This is a genomic window from Chryseobacterium phocaeense (assembly GCF_900169075.1).
In the GTDB taxonomy this organism is placed as follows: domain Bacteria; phylum Bacteroidota; class Bacteroidia; order Flavobacteriales; family Weeksellaceae; genus Chryseobacterium; species Chryseobacterium phocaeense.
Map to the genome: position 1 here is coordinate 284,612 of NZ_LT827014.1, position 25,855 is coordinate 310,466.

Annotated in this window: 23 protein-coding genes; 19 read left to right on the forward strand and 4 right to left on the reverse strand. The window is 37.5% G+C overall.

What is annotated here, in order from left to right; all coding sequences use genetic code 11:
- The first annotated feature begins 85 nt into the window (after positions 1 to 85).
- The 10 genes from B7E04_RS02755 (at position 86) to msrA (ending at position 15,995) form a co-directional block, all read left to right on the forward strand.
- Positions 86 to 307: a DUF2795 domain-containing protein gene (locus tag B7E04_RS02755; RefSeq protein ID WP_002662059.1), complete on the forward strand. Its 222-nt coding sequence runs from the start codon at positions 86 to 88 to the stop codon at positions 305 to 307.
- A gap of 127 nt (positions 308 to 434) precedes the next feature.
- Positions 435 to 3,509, forward strand: coding sequence for a preprotein translocase subunit SecA (gene secA / locus B7E04_RS02760; RefSeq protein WP_080777272.1), 3,075 nt, complete (start codon positions 435 to 437; stop codon positions 3,507 to 3,509).
- 155 nt (positions 3,510 to 3,664) lie between these two features.
- On the forward strand, positions 3,665 to 4,789 hold the full coding sequence (locus B7E04_RS02765) for a PepSY-associated TM helix domain-containing protein (RefSeq protein ID WP_080777273.1): 1,125 nt from the start codon (positions 3,665 to 3,667) through the stop codon (positions 4,787 to 4,789).
- 179 nt (positions 4,790 to 4,968) lie between these two features.
- A complete protein-coding gene (locus B7E04_RS02770) occupies positions 4,969 to 7,194 on the forward strand; it encodes a TonB-dependent siderophore receptor (RefSeq protein ID WP_080777274.1) in 2,226 nt (741 codons plus the stop codon).
- Between the two features lie 33 nt (positions 7,195 to 7,227).
- Complete coding sequence (locus B7E04_RS02775; RefSeq protein WP_080777275.1) at positions 7,228 to 9,450, forward strand: TonB-dependent siderophore receptor; 2,223 nt, start codon at positions 7,228 to 7,230, stop codon at positions 9,448 to 9,450.
- 40 nt (positions 9,451 to 9,490) lie between these two features.
- A complete protein-coding gene (locus B7E04_RS02780) occupies positions 9,491 to 10,687 on the forward strand; it encodes a PepSY-associated TM helix domain-containing protein (RefSeq protein ID WP_080777276.1) in 1,197 nt (398 codons plus the stop codon).
- Complete coding sequence (locus tag B7E04_RS02785; protein WP_080777943.1) at positions 10,687 to 12,804, forward strand: TonB-dependent receptor; 2,118 nt, start codon at positions 10,687 to 10,689, stop codon at positions 12,802 to 12,804. Before B7E04_RS02780 ends, B7E04_RS02785 begins: the two co-directional genes overlap by 1 nt.
- A 51-nt stretch (positions 12,805 to 12,855) precedes the next feature.
- Positions 12,856 to 14,067, forward strand: a complete 1,212-nt coding sequence (locus tag B7E04_RS02790; RefSeq protein ID WP_080777277.1) for a PepSY-associated TM helix domain-containing protein — start codon at positions 12,856 to 12,858, stop codon at positions 14,065 to 14,067.
- Positions 14,068 to 14,150: 83 nt separating this feature from the next.
- The gene (locus tag B7E04_RS02795; protein WP_228439795.1) at positions 14,151 to 15,257 is read left to right on the forward strand and encodes an ROK family protein; all 1,107 of its coding nucleotides are present in this window, start codon (positions 14,151 to 14,153) and stop codon (positions 15,255 to 15,257) included.
- A 183-nt stretch (positions 15,258 to 15,440) separates the two neighbouring features.
- On the forward strand, positions 15,441 to 15,995 hold the full coding sequence (gene msrA, locus B7E04_RS02800; RefSeq protein ID WP_080777278.1) for a peptide-methionine (S)-S-oxide reductase MsrA: 555 nt from the start codon (positions 15,441 to 15,443) through the stop codon (positions 15,993 to 15,995).
- Positions 15,996 to 16,085: 90 nt separating this feature from the next.
- Here the strand turns inward: msrA and B7E04_RS02805 are convergent, their stop codons facing one another.
- Entirely contained in the window at positions 16,086 to 17,306 is a 1,221-nt protein-coding gene (locus B7E04_RS02805) for a hypothetical protein (protein WP_139785319.1), read from the reverse strand.
- Between the two features lie 408 nt (positions 17,307 to 17,714).
- Here B7E04_RS02805 and B7E04_RS21890 point away from each other — a divergent pair, with 408 nt between their 5' ends.
- From B7E04_RS21890 to B7E04_RS02840, 8 genes are all read left to right on the forward strand, one after another.
- Positions 17,715 to 17,909, forward strand: a complete 195-nt coding sequence (locus tag B7E04_RS21890) for a hypothetical protein (protein WP_139785320.1) — start codon at positions 17,715 to 17,717, stop codon at positions 17,907 to 17,909.
- Between the two features lie 63 nt (positions 17,910 to 17,972).
- On the forward strand, positions 17,973 to 19,598 hold the full coding sequence (locus tag B7E04_RS02810) for a tetratricopeptide repeat-containing sensor histidine kinase (RefSeq protein WP_139785321.1): 1,626 nt from the start codon (positions 17,973 to 17,975) through the stop codon (positions 19,596 to 19,598).
- 4 nt (positions 19,599 to 19,602) lie between these two features.
- Positions 19,603 to 20,268, forward strand: coding sequence for a response regulator (locus tag B7E04_RS02815; protein ID WP_080777281.1), 666 nt, complete (start codon positions 19,603 to 19,605; stop codon positions 20,266 to 20,268).
- A 126-nt stretch (positions 20,269 to 20,394) separates the two neighbouring features.
- The gene (locus B7E04_RS02820) at positions 20,395 to 20,601 is read left to right on the forward strand and encodes a hypothetical protein (protein ID WP_080777282.1); all 207 of its coding nucleotides are present in this window, start codon (positions 20,395 to 20,397) and stop codon (positions 20,599 to 20,601) included.
- Between the two features lie 8 nt (positions 20,602 to 20,609).
- Entirely contained in the window at positions 20,610 to 20,948 is a 339-nt protein-coding gene (locus tag B7E04_RS02825; protein ID WP_080777283.1) for a YegP family protein, read from the forward strand.
- Between the two features lie 2 nt (positions 20,949 to 20,950).
- Positions 20,951 to 22,015 carry a type I restriction endonuclease gene (locus B7E04_RS02830; RefSeq protein WP_080777284.1) on the forward strand — a complete coding sequence of 355 codons (1,065 nt, stop codon included), beginning with the start codon at positions 20,951 to 20,953 and terminating at the stop codon, positions 22,013 to 22,015.
- Between the two features lies 1 nt (position 22,016).
- Positions 22,017 to 22,625 carry a TM2 domain-containing protein gene (locus B7E04_RS22335; protein WP_228439797.1) on the forward strand — a complete coding sequence of 203 codons (609 nt, stop codon included), beginning with the start codon at positions 22,017 to 22,019 and terminating at the stop codon, positions 22,623 to 22,625.
- 11 nt (positions 22,626 to 22,636) lie between these two features.
- Complete coding sequence (locus B7E04_RS02840) at positions 22,637 to 23,149, forward strand: SH3 domain-containing protein (RefSeq protein ID WP_080777285.1); 513 nt, start codon at positions 22,637 to 22,639, stop codon at positions 23,147 to 23,149.
- A 43-nt stretch (positions 23,150 to 23,192) separates the two neighbouring features.
- Here the strand turns inward: B7E04_RS02840 and B7E04_RS02845 are convergent, their stop codons facing one another.
- The 3 genes from B7E04_RS02845 to B7E04_RS02855 all read right to left on the reverse strand — a co-directional run bounded on the left by B7E04_RS02845 (position 23,193) and on the right by B7E04_RS02855 (position 25,089).
- On the reverse strand, positions 23,193 to 23,642 hold the full coding sequence (locus B7E04_RS02845) for a GNAT family N-acetyltransferase (protein WP_080777286.1): 450 nt from the start codon (positions 23,640 to 23,642) through the stop codon (positions 23,193 to 23,195).
- Entirely contained in the window at positions 23,635 to 24,258 is a 624-nt protein-coding gene (yihA, locus tag B7E04_RS02850; RefSeq protein ID WP_080777287.1) for a ribosome biogenesis GTP-binding protein YihA/YsxC, read from the reverse strand. Before yihA ends, B7E04_RS02845 begins: the two co-directional genes overlap by 8 nt.
- Positions 24,259 to 24,327: 69 nt before the next feature.
- Positions 24,328 to 25,089 carry an alpha/beta fold hydrolase gene (locus tag B7E04_RS02855; RefSeq protein ID WP_080777288.1) on the reverse strand — a complete coding sequence of 254 codons (762 nt, stop codon included), beginning with the start codon at positions 25,087 to 25,089 and terminating at the stop codon, positions 24,328 to 24,330.
- Between the two features lie 272 nt (positions 25,090 to 25,361).
- Between B7E04_RS02855 and mraZ the strand changes: the two genes are divergently transcribed.
- Positions 25,362 to 25,820, forward strand: coding sequence for a division/cell wall cluster transcriptional repressor MraZ (gene mraZ, locus B7E04_RS02860; protein WP_062651911.1), 459 nt, complete (start codon positions 25,362 to 25,364; stop codon positions 25,818 to 25,820).
- The last annotated feature ends 35 nt before the right edge of the window (positions 25,821 to 25,855 follow it).

The following is a 25,855-nucleotide window of genomic DNA, read 5'->3' on the forward strand; positions in this document are numbered from 1 at the left end:
ATTAATCAAAAAGAATTGAAAATCAAGTATAAAAAAGCATATAATATAAGCTAATTTTATACTTTTGCAAAAAAATTAGAAAATTATGTACTGGACATTAGAATTAGCCTCATATCTAAGTGACGCACCTTGGCCAATGACAAAAGCAGAACTTATCGACTATGCAATCAGAACTGGTGCACCTATGGAAGTAGTTGAAAACCTTCAGGCCATCGAAGACGAAGGAGAAATCTATGAATCTATCGAAGAGGTTTGGAGTGATTATCCTACCGACGAGGATTTCCTTTGGAACGAAGACGAATATTAATTAAAGCAATAAGCTTTAAGCAGTCTGCTTAGAGCTTTTTTGCCCTTTTTTATATATAAAATTCACACGATAAGCGTGTCAGTAAAACGCTTAAAGCATATTGCTTTAAGCATAAAGCAGAAAATTTATGAGTTTTTTAAACAAAGTTCTTAAAGGGTTTTTGGGAGACAAAAAAGCGCAGGACCTAAAAGAAGTAAAAAAAGTTGTAACAAAAATCAAAGCTGTAGAACCAGCCATTCAACAGTTATCTGATGATGGGCTGAGAGAAAAAACTGCTGAGTTTAAAGAGAACATAAAGTCTTCTACCAGCAAAATCACAGCGCAGATAGAACAGATAAAAGAGCAGATAAAAAATTCAGCTAATGTAGATGAAAAAGAAGCTCTTTTCTCAAAGATTGAGGCTCTGAAGAAAGAATCTTACGATATTGAAGAAAAAGTTCTGGCACAAATCCTTCCTGAAGCTTTTGCCCTGGTAAAAGAAACGGCAAGAAGATGGGCTCAGAACGGAGAAATCCGCATCAAAGCAACCGATTGGGACAGACAGCTGGCTGCTGCGGGTAAAGATTTCATAGAAATTCAGGGAGATACTGCAATCTGGAAAAACTCATGGGACGCAGCCGGAACTCCTGTAGTCTGGGATATGGTCCACTATGATGTTCAGTTTATCGGAGGGGTTATTCTTCACAGCGGTAAAATTGCCGAAATGGCAACCGGTGAAGGTAAAACTCTGGTAGGAACATTGCCTATTTACTTAAACTCACTTCCGGAAAGAGGAGTTCACGTAGTAACCGTGAATGACTACCTTGCCAAAAGGGACTCCGCATGGATGGGGCCGCTTTATCAGTTCCATGGAATGTCTATCGACTGTATCGATAACCACCAGCCGAACTCGGACGGAAGAAGAAAAGCATACAACTCGGATATTACCTACGGAACGAACAACGAATTCGGTTTCGATTATCTGAGAGACAACATGGTAACATCCCCTTCAGAACTCGTACAGAGAGAACTGAACTTTGCCATTGTGGATGAGGTTGACTCCGTATTGGTAGATGATGCAAGAACACCATTGATTATTTCAGGTCCGGTTCCTCAGGGAGACAGACAGGAATTTGATGTTCTTAAACCTTCTATCGACAGAATCGTGGAAGTACAGAAAAAAACGGTTTCCACTATTTTTAACGAAGCCAAAAAATTGATCGGGGCTGGAAATACCAAAGAAGGCGGATTCAAACTGCTTCAGGCATACAGAGGTCTTCCAAAAAACAGACAATTAATCAAATTCTTATCGGAAAGCGGAAACAGAGCCTTGCTTCAGAAAGTTGAAGCGCAGTACATGCAGGACAACAACCGTGATATGCCGATTGTAGATAAAGACCTTTATTTCGTTATCGAAGAGAAAAACAATCAGGTGGATCTTACCGATAAAGGGGTAGAATATATGTCTCAGGGGAATTCTGACCCTAACTTCTTCGTTCTTCCGGACATCGGAACGGAAATCGCTGAAGTGGAAGCAAAAAATCTGACTAAAGAAGAGGAATTCGAAGCTAAAGAAAAACTTTTCTCTGATTTTGCTGAAAAGTCTGAGCGAGTACATACTATGAGCCAGCTGTTGAAAGCATACACATTATTTGAAAAAGATGATGAGTATGTGGTAATTGACGGCGAGGTAAAAATCGTGGATGAGCAGACAGGTCGTATCATGGAAGGAAGACGTTATTCAGACGGTCTTCACCAGGCGATTGAAGCTAAAGAAAGTGTAAAAATTGAAGCCGCTACGCAAACCTTTGCTACGGTAACGCTTCAGAACTATTTCCGTATGTACAACAAACTTGCGGGAATGACAGGTACGGCTGAAACCGAAGCCGGAGAGCTTTGGCAGATCTACAAACTGGATGTGGTGGTAATTCCTACGAACCGTCCTATTTTAAGACATGACAGACAGGATCTGGTTTTTAAAACCAACCGTGAAAAATATAACGCCGTTATTGAGGAAATTGAAAGCTTAACAGCAGCACAAAGACCAGTATTGGTGGGTACGACTTCTGTTGAGATCTCTCAATTACTTTCTAAAGCTCTTCAGTTAAGAAAAATTCCACACCAGGTACTGAACGCGAAACTTCACAAAAAAGAAGCGGAAATTGTTGCCGGAGCAGGACAGCCGGGCGTAGTGACCATCGCCACCAACATGGCGGGTCGTGGTACGGATATTAAGCTTTCCAAAGAAGTAAAAGAAGCGGGAGGTTTAGCCATTATCGGTACTGAAAGACACGATTCAAGACGTGTGGACAGACAGCTGAGAGGTAGAGCGGGACGTCAGGGAGACCCTGGAAGTTCTCAGTTCTATGTGTCGCTTGAAGATAACCTGATGCGTTTATTCGGTTCTGAAAGAATTGCAAAAATGATGGACAGAATGGGTCATAAGGAAGGTGAAGTGATTCAGCATTCTATGATCAGCAAATCTATCGAAAGAGCGCAGAAGAAAGTAGAAGAGAATAACTTCGGGATTAGAAAGAGACTTCTTGAGTATGATGACGTGATGAACAAGCAGCGTGATGTAATCTACAAGAGAAGAAAGAATGCTCTGTTCGGGGATCACCTGAAATATGATATAACGAATATGATCTTCGATGTAGCCAATTCTATTGTTGCCAAAGGAAAAGCTACCGGAAACTATAAAGATTTCGAATTCGATATCATTAAATTCTTCACGATGGAATCTCCTGTTTCTGAAAATGATTTCAAAGGAAAACAGATTCCTGAACTGACAGATCTTGTTTTCAAAGCTGCCCAGGAAGATTACAAAATGAAGCTGAACTTACTGAAAGAAAAATCGTTCCCTATCATTGAGAATGTATACCAGAATCAGGGATCTATGTTTAAAATGATCCAGGTTCCTTTCTCAGACGGACACAAAACAATGACTATCGTAGCTGATCTGAAAGAAGCTTATGACACTCAATGTGAAAGCCTGATCAACGATTTTGAAAAGAATATCACTCTATCTATCATTGATGAAAACTGGAAACTTCACCTTCGTGAAATGGATGACCTGAGAAGATCTTCTCAAGGTGCCGTTTACGAACAGAAAGATCCATTGGTGATTTACAAACAGGAATCATTCCACCTTTTCAGTGAAATGGTAGACAAAATGAACAAAGAAATTATCTCTTTCTTATTCAAAGGAGAAATCCCTGCTTAAGGAATTAATAATAAAATCTCATAAAAACCCTGCTTCAGTACTTGCTGAAGCAGGGTTTTGCTATTTAGCACCTAATAATTTCATGATAAATATCAATTCTGTTATTTATTTAGAACAATTAAAAACAATATCTTTGCAGAAAATTTGACTGCTTCATGAAGCTAAAAACTGCAAAGCGCTGGTTTAATTGGCATAAATGGACAAGCCTTATCTGTACCGTTTTTTTGCTGTATCTCTGTATAACAGGTCTACCATTAATTTTCCACGAAGAGATTGAACATCTTTTGGAGGATAATAAGGAAGCTGTGTCCAAAGGTCAGGAAAAATTAAGCCTCGATAAACTGGCAACAATTGCTGAGTCAAAATATCCTGGAGAAAAGGTAAGGTATGTTTTCTGGGACGAAAATGAAAAAAACAAAGTTCTTTTCGATATTGTAGATAAACCGGATGCCCCTTACGAAAAAAGCAAATATTTAGTTTTAAATGAATACACCGGGGAAATTTTAGGAGCTCCCAAAACAGACGGCTTCATGAATATCATTCTAAAGCTTCATACCGATATGTTTCTGGGAATTCCAGGAAAACTTTTTCTAGGACTGATGGGAATGCTGTTCATGGTCTCTATTCTTTCAGGGATTGTTCTTTATGGTCCCATTATGAAAAAATTTGACTTCGGAATGGTCCGTAAAAATAAATCAAAAAGAATTAAATGGCTGGATACCCATAATTTATTAGGAATTGCCATTACTGCATGGATGGCGGTTGTAGGATTTACCGGTGTGATCAATACGCTTTCAGATGTAATATTAGGTCTCTGGCAACAAGGGCAACTGGCGGAAATGACCGCTCCATATAAAAACCAAAAACCTTTAACCGGCAATTTCAGTTCTCTGGAAGAAGCCAAAAAATCTGCTGAGAAAACCATCACTGATATGAAAGTATCCGTCATTGTTTTTCCAGGAACTCCATTTACAAGCAAGCACCACTATGCCGTTTTTATGCGCGGCAATACGGAGCTCACGTCCAAACTATTAAAGCCGGTCCTTATAGATGCCAAAACAGGAGATGTAACAGATTCGCGGGATATGCCCTGGTATGTGAATGCACTTTTTATTTCTGAACCGCTTCACTTTGGAAACTATGGTGGGATGGTACTTAAAATTATCTGGACGGTTTTTGATGTCTTTACGATTCTTGTTCTTATCACAGGCTTGTATCTGTGGATTGCAAGAAGAAAGGCAGAAAAACAACAGTGGAAACTCATTTTAAAAGACGAATAAAGATGAAAAACACATTTTTAAAACTTTGGGGCATGCCTGTCCTCCTGGCTTTTCTTTCTTTATTCGGATTGATTGCAGCACTGCTGGGTGACGGCATTTGGGATCTGTTAGGATGGCTCACATTATCCATCCCCCTATTTTTTTTTATAAAACATTACTTAAAATAAACTTACTACTGAATGAAGAAACTAATATTAAGCATAGCTATCCTGTCAGGGGTCTTTGCTTTAGCGCAGGAAAAAGACAGCGTTAATTCTAAAAATATAGAAGAAATTATCATCAACTCTATCCTTAAAAAAGATTCAGAGTATACTAATAAAATGCCTTTAAAGGCTATTGAAAATCCACAGTCCTACTCTACCGTAGATAGAATATTTTTTGATAATCAAATGATATATTCGGTAGATGATGCTTACAGAAATGTAACAGGTATCCAAAAAATGTGGAGTGCTACAAACAGAGCCGGAGATGGTGGTGCTTACATATCTTTAAGAGGATTTACATCCAACAATTCTTTAAGAAATGGTCTTGTGGCACCGGTTACAACTTCTATTGATGCTGTGAATGTGGAAAAGCTTGAAGTATTGAAAGGCCCGTCCGGGACATTATTTGGTAGTAATGTAACCTCTTATGGAGGGGTCGTTAACAGAGTTACAAAAAAACCTCATGAGAGATTCGAAGGAAATATCTCATTAATCGGGGGAAGTTATAATTATTACAGAGCGCAAGCGGATGTCAATACACCCGTGACTAATGATAAAAAATTAATGTTCCGCTTAAACACAGCTTATACAAACAGCGGAACTTTCCAGAAAACGGATGCCAAAAATTCATTTACTGCTTTTGCTCCTTCATTGTTGTATAAAGTCAACGATAAACTGAGCTTAAGCCTGGATTATGAAATGTTTGATACAAGAGCAAATCCCGAGCAATCATTTTTCTACCTTAAAAAGAACCCAAATTATCCGGGAGATCCATATACCAATGTTGATAATATGAAAGACCTGGAAAAATTAGGATTGGATTACAAACAGTCTTATACAGGAAAAGGTCTTTATACTACTTCAAAAGTAAGAAATATCTTAGGGCAAATTAACTATCAGATTGATGAACATATCAGATCATCAACTAACATAAGTACCGCCTATACTTTTTCAAACGGCTATAATCCATATTTTGGAGTGACTGTAAATCCGTTAGACAATAACATTTATGTAAAAAGAGCTGATCAGTCAACAGATAACAGCAAAAAAACATATTTCCAGGTTCAGCAGAACTTTAATTTCGATTATAAATTTGGAAATGATATGCGTAACAGAACTGTAGTTGGTTTTGATTTTATGAAGATTAAGAACAGACTGCACTATGTATATTTTACACAAGGTTTTTTAACGCCTGATGTCCCAGCAAATGGTTATGATTATGCAGGAACATTTAATTCTGATACATTAGCTCAGGCGTACCAGAATTTACCTAAAAGTACCTATGATCAGATAGATGATCAGGATACATACAGTGGCTATATTTCTAACGTATTTACTCCAACTGAAGGCTTAAATATAATGGCTTCCGTACGATATGAAAGTAATGATTTCAAAGGTGGAAAACTATGGATAAATGATATAAAAGCATACAATCAGTCTGCATTTTCTCCAAAATTCGGGATAGTTTATCAAATTGTAAAAGATAAATTCTCTGTTTTCGGAAATTATCAGAACAGTTTCAAAAGCAATGGATACATATTTACAGATGCCGGAGTAGATCCTGTTTTATCTGATCCTGAAAGAGCCAATCAGTTTGAAGGAGGTTTTAAAGGAAGCATCTTCAAGGGAAGAGTAAACGCAACATTAAGCTATTACAATATCAGAGTAAAAAACTCTTTAGTTACAACAGGATATTCAGGAGCAAACGCTCTTCAGACCCAGGCTGGTCAACTGAAAAGTGAAGGTGTGGAACTGGAAGTAAATGCTTATTTATTAAAAGGATTATCATTAGTAGGAGGCGTCAGCTATAACGACTCAAAATATATAGAATCTGATGCGGCAACGAAAGGAAGAAGACCAGGAACTGCAGGTTCACCATGGTTAGCAAGCATATACGCAAGTTACCAGATTCTTGAAGGAAGCTTAAAAGGTTTCGGCTTTGGTTTGGGAGGAAACTATGCTAACGCTAATGCCATCTTGAATAATAATATTTTAGGAGCAAATAACACCGTTACAGGAAGAGATGTGTTTATCCTTCCATCCTATTTAGTCCTTAATGCAAGTGCTTTCTATGATACTAAGAAATTCAGGATCGGTGTAAAGGTTGACAATTTCACCAACCAGCATTATTGGGTAGGATTTACAACAGCAAATCCTCAGACGCTTATCAATGCTTTAGGAAGTTTCACTTATAAATTCTAACACTAATTTCGGAAGCTTTCAGCTCAATTTACAATGAAAAAAATAACGATAGGAGCCGCATTATTAACATCTCTGTTAAGTTTTGCCCAGGAAAAAGACACCATCAAATCCAATGATATTGAGGAAGTTGTGGTGAATGGAAAATATTATAAAAAGTATGTAGAAAAACAGGGTTCATCTTCTCTCCGTCTGGATGAAGACCTCATCAAAATCCCTCAGAATATCTCTATCATTACCTCCAGAGCACTGGAAGACCAGCAGGTAACCACTTTAAGCGACGGTGTACTGAGAAATGTTGCAGGAGCACAAAGACTGGAACACTGGGGAGATATGTATACAAGAGTCAACATGAGAGGTTCGAGAGCTGCTGCTTTCATGAATGGTGTAAATGTAACTTCCAACTGGGGCCCACTAAGCGAGGACATGAGCTTTGTAGACCATATTGAATTCATTAAGGGTCCTTCCGGATTCTTGATGTCAAACGGTGAACCAAGCGGAATCTACAATATTGTAACCAAGAAACCTACCGGAAATTCTCTTAACGGAAGTGCAAGGGTAACATTGGGAAGTTTCAATATGTACAGAGGAGAGGCTGATGTTGATACGAAGATCACTGATAAAGTGGCCTTCAGATTGAATCTGATGGCTCAGAATAAAAACAGTTTCAGAGATTATGAGTTCAATGACAGATATATCATCAATCCTTCGTTGAAAGTTAATCTCACAGATAAAACGACTTTAACCGCTGAGTACATCTATCAGAAAGCTAAAATGTCTGAAGTAGGTTCTGCGTATGTTTTCAGCTTTGATGGCTATGCCACAAGACCAGTGAGCTACACCCATACCGATCCGGGCATTGATCCGACGAAAGTTGATAATAATACTGTCAATATTAATTTACAGCATAATTTCAACGAAAATTGGAAATTAACGTCTCAGTTAACGTATGTAAATGAATACACAATGGGAAGTGATATCTGGCCAAGTAATTTTGAAGGAAACTACATGATCCGTCGTTTAAATTACTGGGAAGCAGACAACACCATGAAGTTTGGACAGGTATTCTTAAATGGTTATGCGAAAACAGGTATTGTTTCTCACAAAATCTTAGCCGGTCTGGATTTAGGAAGCAAAAAATATATGGCAGACTGGTCTCAGGGATATAATCTTGATAAATTCAATGCTAATGGAGATTACAGAGCTCCAACAGCAACAGATCCGGGGAATACAGTTGCTGATTACAGTTATTGGTATAATCTGAATACAAATAATTATGATGTCAACGGTACGGGAGCGTACTATGGTCCTAACAATTCAAGCACTTATAAGCCTTTCGACAAAAGTACTCCTCTTTCTGTAAGAGCTGGATCAGGAAGTTCTATTGAACAGAATTATACCGGTCTATATTTACAGGATGAATTGGGCTTTTTAGATGATAAACTAAGACTTACAATTGCTGCACGTTATACCAATGTAAAAGAGAATAATTACGGAACCAAATCTGAAGCAGACAAAATAACGCCTCGTATCGGTATTAGCTATTCGATCGATGAAAGCATGTCTGTATATGGTCTATATGATCAGGCTTTTGTTCCTCAGGCAGCTATTTTCAGAGATGGTAGCACTGTAAAACCTATTACAGGGAATAATATGGAGATCGGTGTAAAAAAAGATTGGTTGGGGGGCAAATGGAATACTACGGTATCAGCCTATAATATCATAAAAAATAATGCTACTGTAAACGATCCTGCTAATAGCCCAAGCGAACAATATTCAATTTTGCTTGGAAAAACAAGAGTACAGGGAGTAGAGTTCGATCTTAAAGGTGAAATCACAAGAGGATTCAATGCAATCTTCAATTATGCATTCACTGAAAATAAAATTATAGAATCTAACGACCCTAAAAATAATCCAGAAGGTAAAAGAGTACCGGGATATGCAAAACATACGGCAAACGGGTGGTTGAACTACACATTCACAGACGGATTATTGGAAGGATTCGGATTAAGCTTCGGAGGAACTTACCTTGGAGACAGAAGCAGCTGGGATTGGGGAGGAACCAATACCCAACAGATGGGAGATTACGTAAAATTTGATGCCGGCGCTTCATGGGAAAATTCTAAGTTCAGAGTCGGACTGAATGTTTTCAATGTATTCAACAGATACTTATACTCGGGATCTCCATATGGTAACTATTACTATTATCAGGCAGATGCTCCAAGAAATTTCAGACTATCAATAGGATATAAATTTTAAATAATCAAAAGTTAGCCTCTTCGGAGGTTAACTTTTTGCTATGAAGAAAAAGCATCCCCATAAAAAGAAAATTTCCGGGACAAAGAAATGGTCTGCCAAACTGCATTTGTGGTTTGGTTTGTCCGTTGGTATCATTGTTTTCATTGTAGCCCTTACCGGAACGATGTATGTGTTCAAGGATGAAATACAGAGTGTTCTGAGGAAAGAAGCTATGTATGTAAAAGAAACAAAAACATCAGCAATTCCACTAAGCATTCTTAAGGAAAAAGTAAGTCTGGAGATTAATGAAAAGTACCCGATCAATGCGGTGGAAATTCCTTTGGATAAAAACAAATCTTACCGCTTTTCTTACTACGAAAAAAGCAAAAAAGGCTGGAACTATTTTCAGGAAGTCAAAATCAATAAACTGGTCTATGTAGATCAGTACAGCGGAAAAGTTTTGGCCGTTTACAATGAAAAATATGACCTGTTTCCTATTTTAAAATCCATCCACTGGAGCTTATTATTAAAATCAGATTGGGGAGCATATGTGATAGGAATTCCTACCGTTCTGTTCATCATTATGCTGATCACCGGAATTATTCTGTGGTGGCCGAAGAACAAAAAAGCAAGGAAAGGCCGCTTCTGGTTCAGCTGGGAAAATGTAAAGACCTGGAAACGGAAAAACTACGATCTTCACAATGTTTTAGGATTTTATGCTTCATTTTTGGCCCTGCTGATCAGCATTTCAGGAATCTATTTTGCGTATCCGTATGTAAAAAACACCTTCAACCTGGCATTATCCGGATCCTTGGAGATCCCGAAAGAAAAAGAAATCAAATCTCCGGACTCCTTGATGGTAAAAAATGCTTCTGTTTTTGACATTACGGCTCAGGAAACCAGAAAACTGTATCCACATTCTTCCAGCTTCAGGATTCCCTTAAACGGAAAAAACAAAAAAGGAAAGGAATTAAAAAATATCCCGGTTACCATCTACGGACAGGAAGGCAGATACAGCGAAAGAAACACGCTGATCTTCGATAAATATTCCGGGAAACTACTGGCAGAAAAACCTCATCAGAAGCTGAGCAATGCCGAAAAATATGCCAATGCTAACTACGATGTCCACACAGGCTCTTATTTTGGGCTGTTTGGAAAAATTTTATGGTTCATCACCGGACTCATCTGTACTTCACTTCCTGTGACAGGATTTCTGGTATGGTGGGGAAAACAAAAAAAACAAGGAAAGAAAATATAATGAAAAAAGCGCTATTATCAGTCGCATGCTTGGGATCAGCAACGATTTTTGCACAGGTGAAAGACAGCCTGCAGACCAACAACGTAGATGAAGTTGTGATGACAGCTTCCAGGAAAAAAGAAAGCATCAAAGAAATACCAAGCTCAGTAACCATTGTTGCAGAAAAGCAGATCCAATCTCAACTGACTGTTAATTCAGATATTACCAGCATACTTCAGTATACGGTTCCCAGTTTAGGAACCAATTCCGGGCAGACCTCAAACACGGGACAAACCCTGAGAGGAAGACAGGTTCTGGTCCTTATTGACGGAATTCCACAATCTACTCCATTAAGAAATGGGGCAAGAGACATCAGAAGCATTGATCCTTCGGTGATTGAAAGAATTGAAGTGATCAAAGGGGCATCATCCATCTACGGAAACGGTGCCGATGGGGGAATTATCAATTACATCACCAGAAGAAGCAAGTCCGACAAGAAAATTTCCGGCATTTCTCAGGTTGGTTTTACAGGACAGCCTTATGGAGGAACCTTTGGTGTAAGAGCCAGCCAGCTCCTAACCGGAAAAATAAACAAATTTGATTATGTATTCTCTCTGGCCTATGAAAGAACGGGCTATATGAAAGATGCAGACGGAGTATATCTTACGCCAACGTACAGCACCGCCAAGATGGACAACTACAACGGAATGCTGAAAGTAGGCTACAACATCAATAACGACCAGAGAATTGAAGCCTCTTACATCGGGTATTCATCAAGATCTGACCTCAACTTAGGGTTGAAAACCGGTAAATACGGCATCACCCCAACGATTGGTGAAGGCGTAGGAAAAAACCTTGAAACCACTCCACAGGGAACTCCAAGAAACCATAATTTCCGCATCAATTATGATAACCAGAATCTTTTCTGGGGAACCACCTCATTGAATTTCAATGCTTATATGCAGGATTTCAGAACGGTGTACGGATATAGCGATACCTTTTTCGGAGGAGGACAGTCCAACGTAATTTCCAAAAAATATGGTGCCCGTTTCAACTTTGATACCAAGCTTTGGAATGCCGCCAACTCGCAAGGAGAAGTTATGTACGGAATGGATATTCTGAATGACCAGACCGTGCAGAAGCTGGAAGACGGCCGTTACTGGACGCCAGACATGAATATGACCAATCTTGCCCCTTTTGTTTTGGTGAAAATTGATTTACTGAAAAAGTTAACCATCAAAGGAGGTCTCCGTTATGAGAATATGAACGTAAAAGTAGGAGATTTCAACACCCTTTCTTCCATTAAAAGTGACGGAACCTTCACCACCAGTATTTTCGTGACCGGCGGTGAACTAAAATACAATGCATTGGTAGCGAATTTAGGGGTTCGATATAATGTTGAACCTTTCCTTAACCTGTTCGGAAGCTTCTCCCAGTCCTACTCCATCAATGAACTGGGGAGAATCCTGAGAACCTCCACACAGGGAACCATCCAGAATCTGGAAACAAAACCAATCATCGTAAACAACTACGAGTTCGGGGCCACAGGACAGATTTCAAAGTGGATCAACTATGAAGTCACTTCATATGTAAGTACATCAAAACTAGGTGCTTCATTTGTACAGAGCCCGGACAGGGCACTAATGATCCAGAGATCTCCGGAAATTGTATACGGTGTGGAAGGATTCCTGCATTTTACTCCAACAAAATGGATTAATTTTGGAGGAAGCTACAGCTGGATGGAAGGGATCACTTCTATAAAAGATGATGGAGATTATTCCGCAAAAATTAATAACAGCAGGATTTCTGCCCCGAAAGTACTTGCTTACATTCAGGCAAGACCAATTCCGGCTTTATCCCTAGGACTTGATATGCTTCACGCTTTCCAGCAGGACAGATTCCAGCCCAATGCCAAAACAGGATTGTTCGTATACGGAGAAGGTTATGTTCCGGATTACACCGTTTTCAATTTCAAATCAAGCTACGAAATCAATAAAAACTGGAAAGTATCATTGGGGGTTGAAAACATATTCAACAGAATGAACCAGCCGGCCATTGCATGGTGGTCTGCCCGTGACAGTGAATTCGTGAATTCACCGGGAGCGAGAGGTACTCTGATGCTTGAATATAAATTTTAATTAATCTAAATAAAAAGTTAAACCTATCTTTGCAAGACTTTGAACTGCGATATGAAGAAAAAACATCATCATAAAAAAAAACCGGGTTTCTTTAAAAAATGGTCTGCCAAACTGCATTTGTGGTTTGGTCTGGGGATTGGATTTCTGATCTTCATTATTTCCATTACGGGAGCACTGTATGTTTTTAAGGACGAAATAGAAAACATCACCAGGAAAGATGTGATCTACCATAATGAGCAGCATATAGAGCAGAAAAAGGTTCTTCCCATCCGCATGCTGGAGAAATCCGTTGCGGAACAGGTAAAGGAAAAGTATCCTATCCACTGGGTGAATGTTCCCATTGACAAAAAAATGTCCTATGTATTTTACTGGTATGAGCATAACACCAAAGCCTGGAATTATTTTGATGAGCTTCCGGTCTATAAAGCGGCTTATGTAAATCCCTACACAGGAAAAGTACTCAGGACCTATGATGAAAGAATGGGATTCTTCAATATTGTAAAAATGATCCACTGGAGCTTTTTGCTGAAGCAGGACTGGGGCCCGTATGTAGTAGGAATTCCCGTAATTATCTTTGTGATCATGCTGATTACAGGAATTGTGCTTTGGTGGCCTAAAAACAAAGCTGCAAGAAAACAGCGTTTTTCATTCAAATGGAAAAATATCAAAAGCTGGAAGAGAAAGAACTATGACCTTCATAATGTACTGGGCTTTTATGCGTCTATCTTTGCTCTGATCTTTTCCATTACCGGATTGTTCTATGCGTATTTCGTGGTCCAGGCATTCATTTATGTGATATTCTCGGGTGGGGAAACAAAATACCCGGATTTCTCCCACATCAAAACAAAAGCCCCGATAGAACTTCGAAATGAAGGAACGCTGGATAAAGTCATTAATACCGTACAACAAAAGTATCCGGATGCCTTCGGATTTTCCATTGACCTTGGACACGAGCATATGGATGACCATGAGCACCCGAATTTCGAAGTATATGTAAAACACCTTTCCTACTCTTATCATAAGAGCAGCAGCCTGATCTTTGATGAGAATTCCGGGGAGCTTCTTCATACCCATGATCCGAAGGATAAAAACTTCGGTGAAAAAACAGTGAATGCCAACTATGATATCCACGTGGGAGCCATCTTAGGACTCCCTACCAAGATCATTGCATTCATTGTCAGCCTGATCTGTGCATCATTGCCTGTCACAGGTTTTCTGGTATGGTGGGGAAGAAGAAAAAAGAAACCGGCCAGGGCCGCTTAAAAGTTTTTTAAATAAAAGTTTTCTTAATAATCCATTAATACAATCTTTTTTATAATTTTAACCCTTTAGAATGTATCAATAGAATGTCATTAATAGATTTATCAAAACAGGTTGCCCTCGGAATTGATATCGGTGGAACCAATACCAAGTTCGGAGTAGTAAACCACCGCGGGGAAGTTCTTGAAAAAGGAAGTCTGAAAACCGATGAATATGAGAAAGTGGAAGACTTTATCGATGCTCTCTACGAGCACGTTTCTCCCCTGATCGAAAAACATGGTACAGAGAAAAACTTTGACGGAATAGGTGTAGGTGCACCTAATGCCAACTACTATAAAGGAACCATAGAACAGGCCCCAAATTTACCGTGGAAAGGTTTAATCCCGTTCACTGATCTGATGAAGGCCAAATTCAACCTGCCGTGCACCATCACCAATGATGCCAATGCCGCAGCTCTTGGAGAAATGCTTTTCGGAGCCGCAAGAGGGATGAAGGATTTTATTATGATCACGCTGGGAACCGGTGTAGGAAGCGGAATTATATCCAACGGAAGCCTGATCTACGGACATGACGGTTTCGCGGGAGAGCTGGGCCATACGATTGTAAAACCAGGCGGAAGAAAGCACTGGAGCACAGGATCTGAAGGAAGTCTGGAAGCCTATGCCTCAGCGACAGGAATTGCCATCACAGCCAAGAAAATGAGAGCGGAATTTCCGGAATCGATATTGAATCAATATCCTGAAGAAGCCATCAATTCTAAAACAGTTCATGAATGTGCCCTGAAAGAAGATCCCATCGCGATAGAAGTTTTCAGGTATACCGGACAGAAACTGGGGGAAGCTTTGGCTAATTTCGTGATGTTTTCATCCCCGGAAGCTATTCTTTTATTCGGTGGCGTGATTAAAGCGGGTGATTTTATACTGAAACCCGCAAAACTTCACATGGAACGAAACCTTCTTCCGATCTTCAGAAACAAGGTTAAATTGGTTTTCAGTGAGCTGGATGAAGCTGATGCAGCCATTCTTGGTGCGAGTGCACTGGTTTGGGAAAAAAATAGGCAGAATTTATTCAAGATAAGAGAAGCACCCGATTGGGTGCTTTTTTATTTATACCAAAAATCAATTAAACTACTTTATCATCTGTGGAAATTTGTGGGATTTGTGGGGACAAAATTTTTCATTTTTATTAATTAATAGGATTTTATCCTATTCTTTGTTAAATCGTCCCTTCGGGACTCCCATTCTATTTATTTTAACTATGCTTTAAATCATTTCTTTTCATTCAGCCAATGAAAAACTTTTCCTTATTTTTGATTGATTTTTACCGTTTTGGGCATTAACTGAACCAGTAAAATCATCAACTAAATATCAAGAATAATGGATAATAATACTTTAGAACAGGTCACATTTGGCGGCGGATGTTTCTGGTGCGTGGAAAGCTGTTTCAATATGCTTAAAGGTGTACAGTCTGCCGTTTCAGGATATTCCGGCGGACACAAAGATAATCCCACTTACGAGGAAGTATGTACAGGAGAAACCGGGCATGCAGAAGTGGTACAGATCACATTTGATCCTCAGATCATTTCTTATGCCCAGCTGATGGATGTTTTTTTCTTCCTTCACGACCCTACCCAGCTTAACAGACAGGGGAACGATATCGGAACGCAATACCGTTCTGTTATTTATTACAAAGATGAAGCGGAAAAACAAAAGGCAGAAGAAGCCCTTAAAAAATCTGAAGCCTCAGGAAAATGGCCCGGAAAATATGTGACGGAACTCACCCAATTTGAGAAGTTCTGGCCTGCAGAACAGCACCATCAGGGCTATTATAATGAAAATCCTACTCAGCCTTACTGTAGTGCGGTAGTAGGCCCAAAGATCCAGAAGTTTAAAAAACATTTTGGGGAACTGGGAATGCTGAATGAAGCATAAAAATATAAAGTTCGTCTCACAATTATGGGCGAACTTTTTTATATTGTTTATTAGATCTCATTATATCCAGTCAAACTATCTAGATTGTTTTTAATTTTTTAATATGTGTGTTTTAATGATGTAATCTGAAAGTTTTCTCAGTGGCTTATTATTAACAGGATGCATTCCTGGCCTTGTAAAATATTCAAATTTTCCGTCCGATTTGGAGTACCAGATTTTACCTTCAGACTTAAGCGTAATGGTATCCGGAAAAGTAATTTTTCTGAAATTCTCAACAAGGTCCTTATTAATTGGAATCGGTTTTCCTATTATATTTTCATCATTACAAAAAACTTTCTCATAGTGATCCTCGTTCCAATACATACACTTCGCTTCAGGAACATCAGCCATCTTTGTTATAGGTTCTCCTATATCTCTTCTATTCTCTCGTTCTATTGAAGTCCTACTTAAAAATGTATCCTTTGGTACTATTTTTATATCTCCTTGAATTTCTGAACTGTCTATATCCTCTTCCTGTTTCTGGTTTGTATTTTCAACTTTTGTACTTTCAACATCAGATTTCTTACTAAGAAAAAAATACCCTCCAAACAAAACTAAAGCACCAACAGCACTTGTAATTAAAATCTTTTTTGACTTAGATTCACGCGGCGGAGGCGGTTGCTCAACCACTCCCTGATTATTTTCATCTATACCTTCTCTAATCTCATCACCCGATCCATACTGTTCACTATCAACAAATTGGCTTTTATTAATTTTTTCGGAATCTTTAGAATCTCCGGAATTCTTGGAATCTGAGTTAGCAAAACCTGCTTCCTTATACAATGATTCTGTTTCAGATTCATCATTAACATTGTTCTCTTCATAATCACCTGTAGATTCAATTTCTCGAGCTTCCAGCCCAGTTGGTTCTGATAAAGGTCCGATTTCTTTTGAATCATCTGCTTCCTCTATGTCTTCCTTCTTATTCGGTTCTTCCACAGCAAAGCCAGACAGATCATCATATCTATTTTTGTGATCATAAGGACGGGGTTCAAAATCAATAAGCCAGGATAATAATTCAATATTTTTAGCATCTGTGTCAGAAGTTCTTCCTTTTAAAAAGTTACAAAGAGGCTTGAATTTATCTGTATCAATGTTTCTAATACTTGAAGAATAGTCTGTAGTATCTTCCTTAGTCTGGAAAAAAAGCCTTAGTGCTTTAGTATCTTTTTCCTTGAACCTTTCTGAATATACAATGATACATTCACTCTTCAACCTGGAAGGAGTAGGTTCTGTTAGATGAAGAGAAAGTTCGCCTTTCTCTTTTTTCAATTGATAGGTTTCTCTTACCCTAAGTACATAATTAGTAAACATTTCCCAAACAAATCTAATATTAATTAATCCGGAATTGCCGGAATTTTATCCGAACAACCGGAATTCCTAAAGAATCATTGGAATCCTCGGAATCTTCCTATGCATCAGCATTTTGCAAATCTATCTTTGCTACAGAAATCAGAAACAACTCTGAATAGCTATCAGGGCAAATGTACAAAACAGATTTCATAATGATGTGATAAAGTGAGGATTAATATCTGATCTGGGAAGCAAATTTCAATTTTTACTTTAGATCATCACACTTCCCAAAAATTTAAAGAAGCGCTTCTTTTTCAAAAATGTGTACAGCTCGTGAAAAAATCACGAGAGGAAGAAAAACATCGTCAATTTTTAAATTTTTAAGAAATGTTACAATTAATCTTAATGCTACTAGGTTTAGCATTTTCAAATAACAATACAACTGCATCAACGAGTAATAATACCGGAACAGAACCAACCACACAGACCACTCCGGGAGAGGGATCAGAAGGAAGTGGAGACGACACCGGAGGCAATACCGGACAAAAACCACCTTTATCAGATCCGGGAACAAATCCATAAATTACTAGATCGGAGGGCAATGGAAATCATTGCCCTCTTTTTTGTATCTTAGAAAGAAAAACCTTGAAAAAAATTAAACTGATCACCTTATTAGCTCTTACCCTAATAAGTTGTAAAGATGAGTCCCAAAAGCTACTTGAAAAAAGTAGTTATGAAAATCTAGATAAAGCCAAAAAACTAAGAATCTCCGGAAGTATAGATTCTTCATATGTTTACTATGCAAAGGCCAAGGAAGGATTATTAAGCATCAATGATAAAGTAGAAGCAGCCCGTGCCCTTACCAATCTTGCTATCATAGAAAATGACAAAGGCGATTATCATGCAAGTATTACAAGCTCTATAGAAGCTGAAAAACTATTACAAAACAAAAATGACAGCATTTCTAAAAGCATTGCATCTCCCAATTACAATTCTATTGCAATTGCCTCTAAAAACCTTAAAAACTTTAAAGATGCCATTGAGTATTACAATCGGGCCATTTCCATTTCAGATAATAAAGTAGATTCTCTAAGCTTTTATAATAATATTGGCGACAGTTATTTAGAACAACATGATATTAAATCAGCTAAGATTTTCTTCCAACGAGCACTTCAGACTACAGATAGTATAGATTATGCACGCGCATTAAATAACCTGGCCAAAACAAAGTTTATTGAAAACAATAACTACAACCCTATTCCCGAATTATTGCAAGCCTGGAAAATAAGAAAACATTATAAAGATAATATTGGAATTAATTCAAGTCTGGCAACGATTGCTGATTATTACATCATAAAAGATAAAACGAAAGCCCTTTCCTATGCTGGGGAAATGTATAAAATTGCAACGCAGAACAAAAGTCCGGATGACAGGATTGAGGCTTTAAATAAGTTAATAAGGCTTGATCCTGAAAATCATTCTGAAAATTTTCACACATACAGTTTTCTCACAGATAGTCTCCACGCTGCACGAAACAATTCTAAAAATCAGTTTGCTCTTATAAGATTCGGAAATGAAAAATTAAAAACTGATATTGTTCGTAATGAAAAGCGTATTATGGTATTATCTCTTGCTCTTGGCATAGTGGTTTTGGTTACTATAATTGTATCGCTTTGGTATAAAAAAAGGAAAGAGATCGAGGTCAAAAACACTCAACTAAAGATGTCTAAAAAAGTTCATGATAAAGTAGCTAATAAAGTATACCACGTAATGTCTGAAGTGGAGAACACCCCGGACATGGATAAAGAAACCATATTAGATAAGCTTGAAGGAATTTATAAAATTTCCCGGGATATTTCGTATGAAGATAAAGATAACATATTGGAGGCGAATTTTTCAAAACAGCTCTCAGAAATGATTAAATCTTATGCTTCAGAGAATATTAAGATCCCTATCATAGGAAATGATGAATCTTTATGGGATGATGTTCCGGATAATACTAAAGTTGAATTATTCTATATTATTCAGGAATTGATGACCAATATGAAAAAACACAGTAATGCAGACCGAGTACTTATCAATTTTGAACGGGAAAACAATTTTATTACTATTATATATTCTGATAATGGGATAGGTATGCACACTTTATTACCAAAGAATGGCTTGCAAAATACGGATAACCGTATAAATTCTGTGGGTGGAACTATTAATTTTGACACGAAAGCAGAAAGAGGATTGAAAATAACGCTTTCATTTCCAGTTAAAAATTAATATTATGTTTAAAAAAATACTGATAGCCGAAGATTTCGAGAGTTACAACTCTTCTGTCCAAAAAGTACTAGAAGAATTAAAAATTGAAAATGTAGATAATGTGCATTATTGTGATGATGCATTAATGAAAATAAAAAAAAGCATCCGGGAGAGCGACCCTTATGATTTACTGATTACAGACCTTTCATTTGACACCGATTACAGAGAGCAGAAGTTAACCAATGGGAGAGACCTGATAGAAGCCATTAAAAATGAAGGCGCCTTCATTAAAACAATCGTATTCTCTATAGAAAACAGACCCGAAATCGTAGATAATCTTTTTAAAAAACAAAATATCAACGGTTTTGTATCTAAAGGAAGAGAAGACATGAAGGAATTGAAACGGGCAATTAAAGCGATCTACAATCATGAGAAATACATTTCCTCTAATGTTAAGGATTCTATAAAGAATAAAAATTCATATGATTTTACAAAATTTGATAAAATCCTTATTACTCTGCTTTCCAAAGGAATGCTTCAGAAAAATATTCCTGATTACTTAAAAGAAAATAACATCAAACCCGCGAGCCTTAGCAGTGTAGAGAAATGCCTGAACAATATGAAAGAATCTTTAGGTCTAAGTAATAATGAGCAGCTGATTGCTCTCTGTAAAGATTGGGGAATTATTTAAAATTTCACTCCATCTCAATTCAAAACCTTTCCAATAGCGAAAGGTTTTTTTGTTTTTACGGATAACCGTAATTATTGATTATTAAAGTGTTATAATTTTGAAGTGTTTAATAAAAAAATAAATAATATGAAAAAGTATTACGTAAACATGAAGGCTCAAAGTAATGGGGATCATGAAGTTCATCATGAAGATTGCCAGTATCTTCCGGATTCTCCCAACAGAAAATATCTTGGAGAATATTCTTCCTGTAAAGACGCTGTAAAAGAAGCTAAGAAAACTTATTCTAAGTCAAACGGCTGTAAAACATGTTCTAATGAATGCCATACAAGCTAAGTAAGTATATGGGAAAATTTATTATTACTAAAAGAAAAGATCAGGAATTCCAGTTCAATCTTATAGGAGGAAATGGGGAAAATATATTAACCAGTGAAGGTTATACTCAAAAAGCTTCCTGTCATAAAGGAATAGAATCAGTCAGGGTTAATTCCCAGGATGATCTCAAGTATGATAGAAGATTATCAACAGATAAGAAAGATTACTTTGTTCTTAAAGCTGGAAACGGAGAAATTATAGGGGTAAGCCAGCTTTATAGTTCCAGGGAATCCATGGAAAAAGGAATTGCCTCCGTAAAAAGTAATTCTCCTACTGCTGAAATTACTGACGAAACACTTAAAAACTAAAAATGGATCTCAAAATTAAACTAGAGCAATTGCATCAGAAAGTCGTCGGTCTAAAAGATCAGATTAACACTGAAGAAGCCACAAAAAATGCTTTCGTACTTCCTTTTATACAAATTCTGGGCTACGATATTTTTAACCCAACAGAAGTTATTCCTGAGCATATTTGTGATATTGGTACTAAGAAAGGAGAAAAAGTAGATTATGTAATCCGGAAAAATGATGATCCCATCTTAATTATCGAATGTAAACACTGGAAAGAAAGTGCAGATGCCCACAATTCGCAACTCCACAGATATTATCATGTTTCAAAGTCAAGATTTGGCATTTTAACGAACGGGATTGTCTACAATTTTTACACAGATCTTGAAAAACCTAATATCATGGATGAGAAACCATTTTTCACCATCAATATTGAAGATCTGAAAGACAGTTCCATTAAAATACTGGAAAGTTTTACTAAGAATGATTACAATCTGGAAAGTATTCTGGATTCCGCTGAAGCCTTAAAATACATAAGAGCTATTAGAAAAGAATTTGAAAAAGAAATAGAAAATCCTTCTGATGAAATCGTTAAGCTCCTGGTTAGTCGCTTTTTTGACAAATCTTTAACTGCAAGCAGAATGATTTCTTTTAAAGAGTATACAAAAAAGGCTCTGACAACTTCTATCAATGAATCCATCAGTTTCAGATTAAAATCTGCATTAAGCATTAATGAACAAATTGAAAAACAGGACGAGCCTGTAAAAACAACGCCAGTTGATCATAATAATGAATCGGGTATTGTCACTACAGAAGAAGAGCTGGAAGCATTCCAAATCGCAAAAGCTATTCTGAGGGAAAAAGTCCCATCTAATAGAATTGCTTACCGGGATACCTTATCTTATTTTGGAGTTTTACTCGATGATAACAATAGAAAGCCGCTTTGCAGGTTTCATTTCAACACAGCTAATAAATACATTGAAATGTTTCACAACGGAAAAGATGCCGGTGAAAAAATGCTGTTGACAAGCCTTGATGAAATATACAGTTTCAAAGACCAGCTCCTTAAAACATTAGAAAACTATTAATATGGCTGTATTTGCAATCCCAAATCCAAAGAAAACATTGAATGTTGACATATCACTTGATAGAGTGAAAGAAAGTGTAAAAAATATTACTTTATTAAGTCCAAAATATAAGTTCCACAGTTCAAATGAAATTTTCAACCAATATACTTATGAATCATATGAATTTCTGAGCTTAGGTGTTTATATTGATATCAACCTGAATTCCATATCGGAGAACAAAACGGAAATCACCGTGGAAATCAGGAGAAAAGTAGGAACGTTCAATGAATCTCATGAAGTTACACACGCGAATCAGCATATTGTCAATATCGTCAATTCTATTGCACAATTAACGGCAATGTCAACAGATGAAATAATCAAACTAAAATCCAGACAGTCTCAAAACGTTCCTGCCTTAATAAAAAGCCGAAAAGAAAAAAATACCGCAGCAATACTTTCTTTATTCCTTGGAGGCTTAGGAATACATAGGTTTTATTTGGGGCAGACTCTTATGGGGATGTTTTATCTTATTTTCTGTTGGACTCTTGTTCCTGCTTTTATTGCGTTCATAGATTTCTTTGTCTTCGTTTTTATGGCTCAAAATAAGTTTGACTTAAAATATAATGTATAAAACCCACAATCATGAAACCAATATTAATTATCACCATCATATTAAGTTTATTCTCATTGAACTCTTGTTTTAAGGCGAATGATAATATAATACATGAAGGAAGATGTACCGGATCAGCCAACTGTACAGCATGTTCAAATTGTTCAAGATGCGGACACTGCGGCTCAGGTGGAACATGTGGAGTTTGCAGTAGTAGTTCTTCAAGAAAAACTATTTATACAAGCCGTTCCAGAAATAATAACCGTAAAGAAAAAAAATCTTCAAAAACCAGAAACACAACCCGATCAGCCTCAACTCCAACCTCTCCGCGAACTATTTATAGCTCTCCTACCTCTGTTGTATACTATGCAAAAACAAGAATTGTAAATATTCGTAAAGGACCTGGTATTGAATTTCCTGTTATAGAAAAAATTAAACAAGGTTCAAAACTGATAAAAATTGAAGAACACAATGATTGGATTAAGGTAAAAATTAAGAAAACAGGAACGGAAGGATTTGTTTACTATAAAGATATCAAAAACTAAAACCATTCACCATAAAAAAAGCGAAGACCTCTCTTCGCTTTTTCTATTTTCTTATCATTTCCGTATGCGGAATATCATCCTCAAGGTATTTGTTTCCGGTATCGATAAAGCCGAACTCAGCATAAAATTTTAATAAATAATCCTGTGCGGAGATTTTGATCTCCGAAGTATGGAAACGGTTTTCTATGGTTTCCACAGCATAACGGATCAGCTGTTTCCCTAAACTTTTTCCCCTCGCTTTCTCTGTGGTAAGAACCCTTCCGAACGAAGTTTCATCATATTTGATTCCCTTATCAAAAACACGGCAGTACGCAAGAATTTCCCCATCTTCCTCAGCCCAGATATGAACACCTTTCTGATCGTAGTTATCGAGGTCAGGATACGGACAGTTCTGTTCAATCACAAAAACATCAATACGTGCTTTTAAAACTGCGTACAGCTCAGGAACCGTAAACTCATCGAATGTTTTTATTTTCCAGATTATATTACTCATCGAAACTTACGTTATTATTCTTTAAAAATTCGTTGGTCTTTTGTATAAAGGCCAGGATTTCTTCCCCACCGATTTTCTTTTCCGCCGAAGTAACATATAATTCCGGCAGATCTTCCCACGTTTTGTGCAGCTCAGTCTTGTAATGCTCCACATTCTTAATGGCAATATTAGGTTTCAGCTTGTCTACTTTCGTAAAAACAATAGAAAAAGGAACCCCGCTTTCCCCACACCACTGGATAAACTCCAGATCAATCTTTTGTGGTGTATGTCTGGAATCTACCAGTACAAAAAGATTTACAAGATTTTTTCTGTTCAGGATATAATTCGTGATCAGCTTCTCAAAATCTTTTCTGATCGATTTTGAAACTTTTGCATATCCGTAACCCGGTAAATCCGTCAGGTACCAGTCTTCATTCACTAAAAAATGATTGATCAGCTGGGTCTTTCCCGGCGTTCCGGAAGTTTTGGCCAGGTCCTTATGATTCATCATTGCATTGATCAATGAGGATTTTCCAACGTTTGACCTTCCAATAAAAGCATATTCAGGAATCGTAGGTTCCGGGCAGTCCTGCCATTTTCCGCTACTCTTTACAAAATTTGCTGTTTTAATAACCATTTTGACTATTTTTAGAAAAACAAACCATTAAGAAAAGCTCTTAATGGTTTATTATATTTATTATTTGTTTTAAACTTTATCTTTTAACCAGCCGTAGAGAATTTCATTGAACTCATCCGGTTTTTCCATCATCGCGGCATGTCCGCATTGATCTATCCAGAACAATTCTGAATTCGGGATAAACTTGTGCATATCCTCAGCCACTTCCGGAGGGGTTACGTTATCCTGTTTTCCCCAGATCAGGCAAGTTGGCGTCATGATCTTGGGAAGATCGTTCAGCATATTGTGTTTAATGGCACTTCTTGCCAGCATCACGGTCTTGATCCCTTTCATCCGGTCATTCACTACAGAAAAAACTTCGTCTACCAGATCTTCCGTGGCAACAGCCGGGTCGTAGAAAACCTCTTCCGTCTTCTTTCTGATATAGGAACGGTCATTCTTTCTCGGGAAACTGTCTCCGAAAGTCCTTTCATATAATCCGGAACTCCCTGTTAAAACAAGATTTTTTACCAGATCCGGTCTTGCCAGAGTCAGGATAAGTCCCACATGGCCTCCCATGGAGTTTCCAACAATGGTAACCGGTCCGGAGATATGACTCTCTATAAATTTGATAATATATTTTGCAAGTGTGGTCAGATTCGTATTGAGTACCGGCAGATCATAGATCGGCAGCTGGGGAACATATACCCTGAACCCTTTTTCCGAAAAAAAATCTACCATCTTATCGAAATTACTCAAACCACCCATTAACCCGTGCAACAGCACCAATGGATGTCCTTCTCCCGCCTCTACAAAAGTATATTTCTTTTCTTTTTTTGTACTAAATATCATAAAATGCCTTAATAAAGCTTTGCAAAAATACAAATTAAACCTCAAAAAAATTTTGATTACCCTAATTTAAAGTAAAAATAATATAATCACCTCCTTTTTCTTCATTTTTTTGAAAACCTCTTTGTTATGGGCTAAATAACAGTTTTCACAACCAGCAACATATCAGACAATTACCTTGCCGAAATTCAATCTTTGATAAAACTTATTAACATTAAGTCAAAAAGTGGGAAAAAGTGGGAAATTTTGGAAATTATTATATAAATTTGTCCCAAATGAAAAGTTTCATTGGAACATATGAGTGTAAAATTGACGACAAAGGCCGGTTAAAAGTTCCCTCCTCCCTGATCAAACAGATGGAAAACTTCGACGATAAGGCGTTTGTAGTCAAGAGATCTGTGTTCCAACCCTGCCTCGAAGTCTATCCCATGAACGCATGGGACAAACTGATGGGCAAAATAAATAAGCTAAACAGATTCATTAAAAAGAATGCTGATTTCATCCGGATGTTTACGGCAGGTGTAAAAACGGTGGAACTGGACAATGCAGGAAGGCTTCAGATCTCAAAAGACCTGGTGCATTTTGCAAACCTTCAGAAAGACACCGTGATTACCAGCGCAGGAGAGCTTTTTGAAATTTGGGATAAAGAAGCCTATGAAAAGGTGATTTCTACCAACGAAGCTGATTTTGCGAGCCTTGCCGAAGATGTAATGGGCGCTTTTGATGAGGAATAAACCACTATTGCTGTAAAAAGCAAGGTAAAAAACAC